This is a genomic window from Streptomyces sp. NPDC059456 (assembly GCF_042750055.1).
In the GTDB taxonomy this organism is placed as follows: Bacteria; Actinomycetota; Actinomycetes; order Streptomycetales; family Streptomycetaceae; genus Streptomyces.
This window is the reverse complement of the sequence record NZ_JBHYVA010000584.1, coordinates 1-5,534: the sequence shown is the minus strand read 5'-3', so window position 1 is coordinate 5,534 and position 5,534 is coordinate 1. Positions and strand designations below refer to the sequence as shown.

The window sequence follows — 5,534 nt, the reverse complement described above, 5'->3', positions numbered from 1 at the left end:
CGGGGGGCGCCCCCCTCCCACCCCCCCTCCCCCCCACCCGGCGGGTGGGGCGGGCGGGGGCGCCCCGCGCGCCCCGCCCCCCCCGCACCCCTGCACCGTTCCGGCCCCGGCCACCGCCGGGAGACGCCCCCGCAGGGCTCCGCCCGGGCCCGTACGGGCGCCACGCGCCCCTCGCCGCGCACGCCGGCGGGGGAGGCGGGGCGGGGACCCGGAACGACCACCGCAACGACGCAGAAGGCAGACTGACAGCGTGAACTGGGATGACGAGAGCGACGACCGGATCGTGGCGGCGGCCGCCGACGGCGAGGACACCGCGGTCGAAGCGGCCCTGCGGCCCAAGGACCTCGGCGAGTTCGTCGGCCAGGAGAAGGTCCGCCAGCAGCTGGACCTCGTCCTCAAGGCGGCCCGCCAGCGCGGGGCCACCGCCGACCACGTCCTGCTCTCCGGCGCGCCCGGCCTCGGCAAGACCACCCTCTCCATGATCATCGCCGCCGAGATGGGCGCGCCGATCCGGATCACCTCCGGCCCCGCGATCCAGCACGCCGGCGACCTCGCCGCGATCCTGTCCTCCCTCCAGGAGGGCGAGGTCCTCTTCCTCGACGAGATCCACCGCATGTCCCGGCCCGCCGAGGAGATGCTGTACATGGCCATGGAGGACTTCCGGGTCGACGTGATCGTCGGCAAGGGGCCCGGCGCCACCGCCATCCCGCTGGAGCTGCCCCCGTTCACCCTCGTCGGGGCGACGACCCGGGCGGGCCTGCTGCCGCCGCCGCTGCGCGACCGCTTCGGTTTCACCGGGCACATGGAGTTCTACGCCCCCGAGGAGCTGGAACGCGTCATCCACCGCTCCGCCCGCCTCCTCGACGTGGAGATCGACACGGCCGGCGCCGCCGAGATCGCAGGCCGCTCCCGCGGCACCCCGCGCATCGCCAACCGGCTGCTGCGCCGCGTCCGCGACTACGCGCAGGTCAAGGCCGACGGGGTGATCACCCGTGAGGTGGCCGGCACCGCCCTCCAGGTGTACGAGGTCGACGCGCGCGGGCTCGACCGGCTGGACCGGGCCGTGCTCGAAGCCCTGCTCAAGCTGTTCGGCGGGGGCCCCGTCGGGCTGTCGACCCTCGCCGTCGCCGTCGGCGAGGAGCGGGAGACGGTGGAGGAGGTGGCCGAGCCGTTCCTGGTGCGGGAGGGCCTGCTCGCCCGTACCCCCAGGGGCCGGGTCGCGACCCCCGCCGCATGGGCTCACCTGGGGCTCGTCCCGCCGCAGCACGCCGGGAGTGGATCAAGCGGACAACAGGGCTTGTTCGGGGCCTGACGGCGCGGAGGTTCGACCGGTCAGGAACTGCGGTGCCATGCTGGGCGTTGTTCCATCGGTGCGGACTCGCCTAGACTCCGCCGATGCCGACCCTTCAGGTCGGCATGCCCACCCCCGTAGAAAAGGCCGTCTCCCGTGCGGTCGTGCGAAGGATCTCCGTCCCGTGAATCTCGTGACACTCCTCCCGTTCATCGTGCTCATCGGGGCGATGTTCCTGATGACCCGTTCCGCGAAGAAGAAGCAGCAGGCGGCCGCGCAGATGCGTGACCACATGACGCCCGGTACCGGTGTCCGCACCATCGGCGGCATGTACGCCACGGTGAAGGAGATCGGCGAGGACACCGTCACCCTGGAGGTGGCCCCCGGTGTCCACGCGATCTACGCGAAGAACTCCATCGGCGCCGTCCTGGAAGACGCGGAGTACAACCGAATCGTCCACGGCGCCGGCGATGATCTGACGATCGACACGCCGGTCGTCCCGGACGACGCCTCCTCGCTCACCCTGGACAAGGGTGACGAGGCCGACGCCCCGAAGCTCGACCTGGGCAAGAAGGACGAGCCCGCGGCGGACGAGCCGAAGGCGACCGAGGCCAAGGCCGACGACGCGGACGAGGCGGAGCCCAAGGACGGCAAGGACGGCAAGGGCGACGGCGAGGCCGGCGCGAAGTAGCGCGCGGCCGGGGACCGGGCAGGCGTCTGACCGGCGGCCGCCGCGGTCCCCGTCAGTGACACTTCTGCGGGGGGCAGGGGTCCCCACCACACATTTCGTGGCCGTCCGCGCGCTGACCCGGCGCGGGGCGGTTGGACAGGGAGATACGACAAGGTGGCAGCACCGAAGAAGGGCCGGCGGCCCACGGGGGCTCAGGGGAGGCCGGGGCGCGCCCTGGCGATCATCCTGATCGCAATGGTGGCGCTCACCGCGGGGATGTTCCTCACGAAGCAGACGACTCCCCGCCTCGGCATCGACCTCGCGGGCGGTACGAGCATCACGCTCAAGGCCAAGAGCGAGCCCGGCAAGCCGGACGCGATCAACGAGACCAACATGAACACGGCGGTCGGCATCATCGAGCGCCGCGTCAACGGTCTCGGCGTGTCGGAGGCCGAGGTCCAGACGCAGGGCCGCGACCACATCATCGTGAACATCCCCAAGGGGACGAACGAGAAGCAGGCCCGCGAGCAGGTCGGTACCACCGCCCAGCTGTACTTCCGCCCGGTCCTGGCCTTCGCCGACGGCGCCCCGGCGGCCCCCGCGGCCACGCCGAGCCCCTCCGCGAGCAGCTCCGGCGCCCCGAAGGCCGAAGGCAGCACCAAGCCCAGCGCCCAGGCCACCCCGTCGTCCAGCGCCACTTCCCAGGGCCGTGTGCTCAGCGAGGCCCTCAAGGCCCCTGGTGCCACCGCCTCTCCCTCGCCCTCGGCGAGCGAGTCGAAGAAGGCAGACGACAAGGCTCCGGCTCCGAGCCCGACCCCGTCGGGCATCGAGGCGGCCGCCGCCGACCTCCAGGCGAAGTTCGCCGCGCTGGACTGCACCAACGAGGCGCAGCGCGCCGCGGCGGGCAAGGGCGCCAAGCCCGAGGACCCGACGCTGGCCTGTGGCAAGCGCGGCGACACCTGGGGCAAGTGGATCCTGGGCCCGGTCGGTGTGTCCGGTACGGACGTGAAGGACGCCAAGGGACAGATCAACCCCCAGTCGGGGCAGTGGATCGTCACCATGCAGTTCACCGACAAGGGCGCGGACAAGTTCGCCAAGATCACCGGTGAGCTCGCCACCAAGCAGATGCCGCAGAACCAGTTCGCGATCGTGCTCGACGGCGAGGTCGTCTCCGACCCCTCCGTCAGCCAGGCGCTGACCGGCGGCAACGCCGAGATCTCCGGCGGCTTCACCCAGCAGTCCGCGATGGACCTGGGCAACATGCTCTCGTACGGCGCCCTGCCGCTGACCTTCCAGGAGGACAGCGTCACCACCGTCACCGCCGCGCTCGGCGGCGAGCAGCTGAAGGCCGGCCTGATCGCCGGTGCCATCGGCCTGCTCCTCGTGGTGATCTACCTGCTCGTGTACTACCGGGGCCTGGCCTTCATCGCCATCGTCAGCCTCCTGGTGTCCGCGATCCTCACGTACACGATCATGGCGCTGCTCGGGAAGGGCATCGGCTTCGCGCTGAACCTGCCCGCCGTCTGCGGTGCGATCGTCGCGATCGGCATCACGGCGGACTCGTTCATCGTGTACTTCGAGCGCATCCGCGACGAGATCCGCGAGGGCCGCACCCTGCGCCCCGCCGTGGAGCGGGCGTGGCCGCGCGCCCGGCGCACCATCCTGGTGTCCGACTTCGTGTCGTTCCTGGCCGCCGCGGTGCTCTTCATCGTGACCGTCGGCAAGGTGCAGGGCTTCGCCTTCACCCTGGGTCTGACGACCGTGCTCGACGTGGTCGTGGTGTTCCTGTTCACCAAGCCGATCATGACGCTGATGGCCCGCACGAAGTTCTTCTCCAGCGGTCACCCCTGGTCCGGGCTGGACCCGAAGCGGCTCGGCGCCAAGCCGCCGCTGCGCCGGTCCCGCCGCACCGGCTCCGGCACCGGTTCCGTCACCGCTCCCCTCGACGTAAAGGAGGCGTGAGAGATGTCGAAGCTGGGAGATCTCGGCGCCAAGCTGTACCGCGGTGAGGTCGGCTACGACTTCGTCGGCAAGCGCTTCATCTGGTACGGCGTTTCCATCCTGATCACCATCACGGCGATCGTGGCCCTGGCCGTTCAGGGCCTCAACATGGGCATCGAGTTCAAGGGCGGCGCGGTCTTCACCACGCCGAAGACCGCGGTGTCGGTGACCCAGGCCACCGAGGACGCCGAGAAGGCCTCCGGCCACCAGGCGATCGTCCAGAAGCTCGGCAACGGCACCCTGCGCATCCAGATCTCGAGTCTGGACCCCGCCCAGGCCAACGCCGTCAAGACCAAGCTCGCGGCCGACCTGAAGGTGCCCGAGGCCGACATCAACGCGGACCTGGTCGGCCCCAGCTGGGGCGACCAGATCGCGAACAAGGCCTGGACCGGCCTCGGGATCTTCATGGTCCTCGTGGTGATCTACCTCGCCATCGCCTTCGAGTGGCGGATGGCGGTCGCCGCGCTGATCGCCCTGATCCACGACCTCACGATCACCGTCGGCGTGTACGCGCTGGTCGGCTTCGAGGTCACGCCGGGCACCGTGATCGGTCTGCTGACGATCCTCGGTTACTCCCTCTACGACACCGTCGTCGTCTTCGACGGTCTGAAGGAGGGCTCGAAGGACATCACCAAGCAGACCCGGTACACGTTCAGCGAGATCGCCAACCGCAGCATCAACGGCACCCTGGTCCGTTCGATCAACACCACCGTCGTGGCGCTGCTCCCGGTCGGGGCCCTGCTCTTCATCGGCGGCGGCCTCCTGGACGCCGGCATGCTGAACGACATCTCGCTGTCGCTGTTCGTCGGCCTCGCGGCCGGTGCGTACTCCTCGATCTTCATCGCGACCCCGCTGGTCGTGGACCTCAAGGAGCGCGAGCCGGCGATGAAGGCCCTGAAGAAGCGGGTGCTCGCCAAGCGCGCGGCCGCCGCGGCGAAGGGCGAGTCCCCGGAGGACGAGGGCTACGAGGCCGAGTCCCCGCAGGTCGTGGCCCAGGGCCGGGCGGGACGGCGCCGGTGAGCCCGCTGTCCCCCGAGGCGCGCGAGCTGCTGCTCAGCCGGATCAAGGACGTACCGGACTACCCGAAGCCGGGCGTGATGTTCAAGGACATCACCCCGCTGCTGGCCGACCCGAAGGCCTTCGCGGCCCTGACGGACACGCTGGTGGAGCTCGCCGGGCAGTACGGCGCGACGAAGATCGTCGGGCTGGAGGCGCGCGGGTTCATCCTCGCGGCGCCGGTGGCGGTCCAGGCGGGCATCGGCTTCGTGCCCGTGCGCAAGGCCGGGAAGCTGCCGGGCGCCACGCTCGCGCAGTCCTACGAGCTGGAGTACGGCACCGCGGAGATCGAGGTCCACGCCGAGGACCTGGTGCCCGGTGACCGGATCATGGTCATCGACGACGTCCTGGCCACCGGCGGCACCGCCGACGCCTCGCTCTCGCTGATCCGGCGGGCCGGCGCGGAGGTCGCCGGCGTGGCGGTCCTGATGGAGCTGTCGTTCCTGCCGGGCCGCGAGCGGCTGGCCGGCGCCCTTGCGGGCGCCCCGCTGGACGCACTCATCATCGTCTGACGAC

General features: G+C 71.1%; 5 protein-coding genes. All 5 read left to right on the top strand.

The window, feature by feature from the left end:
- The first annotated feature begins 250 nt into the window (after positions 1-250).
- The 5 genes from ruvB to ACFXA3_RS33995 all read left to right on the top strand — a co-directional run bounded on the left by ruvB (position 251) and on the right by ACFXA3_RS33995 (position 5,530).
- Entirely contained in the window at positions 251-1,312 is a 1,062-nt protein-coding gene (ruvB, locus tag ACFXA3_RS34015; protein WP_385193298.1) for a Holliday junction branch migration DNA helicase RuvB, read from the top strand.
- Between the two features lie 163 nt (positions 1,313-1,475).
- Entirely contained in the window at positions 1,476-1,982 is a 507-nt protein-coding gene (gene yajC / locus ACFXA3_RS34010) for a preprotein translocase subunit YajC (RefSeq protein ID WP_385193295.1), read from the top strand.
- Between the two features lie 153 nt (positions 1,983-2,135).
- The gene (secD, locus tag ACFXA3_RS34005) at positions 2,136-3,923 is read left to right on the top strand and encodes a protein translocase subunit SecD (RefSeq protein WP_385193292.1); all 1,788 of its coding nucleotides are present in this window, start codon (positions 2,136-2,138) and stop codon (positions 3,921-3,923) included.
- A gap of 3 nt (positions 3,924-3,926) precedes the next feature.
- Complete coding sequence (gene secF, locus ACFXA3_RS34000) at positions 3,927-4,982, top strand: protein translocase subunit SecF (RefSeq protein ID WP_385193290.1); 1,056 nt, start codon at positions 3,927-3,929, stop codon at positions 4,980-4,982.
- The gene (locus ACFXA3_RS33995) at positions 4,979-5,530 is read left to right on the top strand and encodes an adenine phosphoribosyltransferase (protein WP_385193288.1); all 552 of its coding nucleotides are present in this window, start codon (positions 4,979-4,981) and stop codon (positions 5,528-5,530) included. Before secF ends, ACFXA3_RS33995 begins: the two co-directional genes overlap by 4 nt.
- Positions 5,531-5,534: the final 4 nt, after the last annotated feature.

Excerpts from the sequence above, each read along its gene's own strand:
- secF (WP_385193290.1), top strand. The coding sequence starts at position 3,927 with ATGTCGAAGCTGGGAGATCTCGGCGCCAAGCTGTACCGCGGTGAGGTC.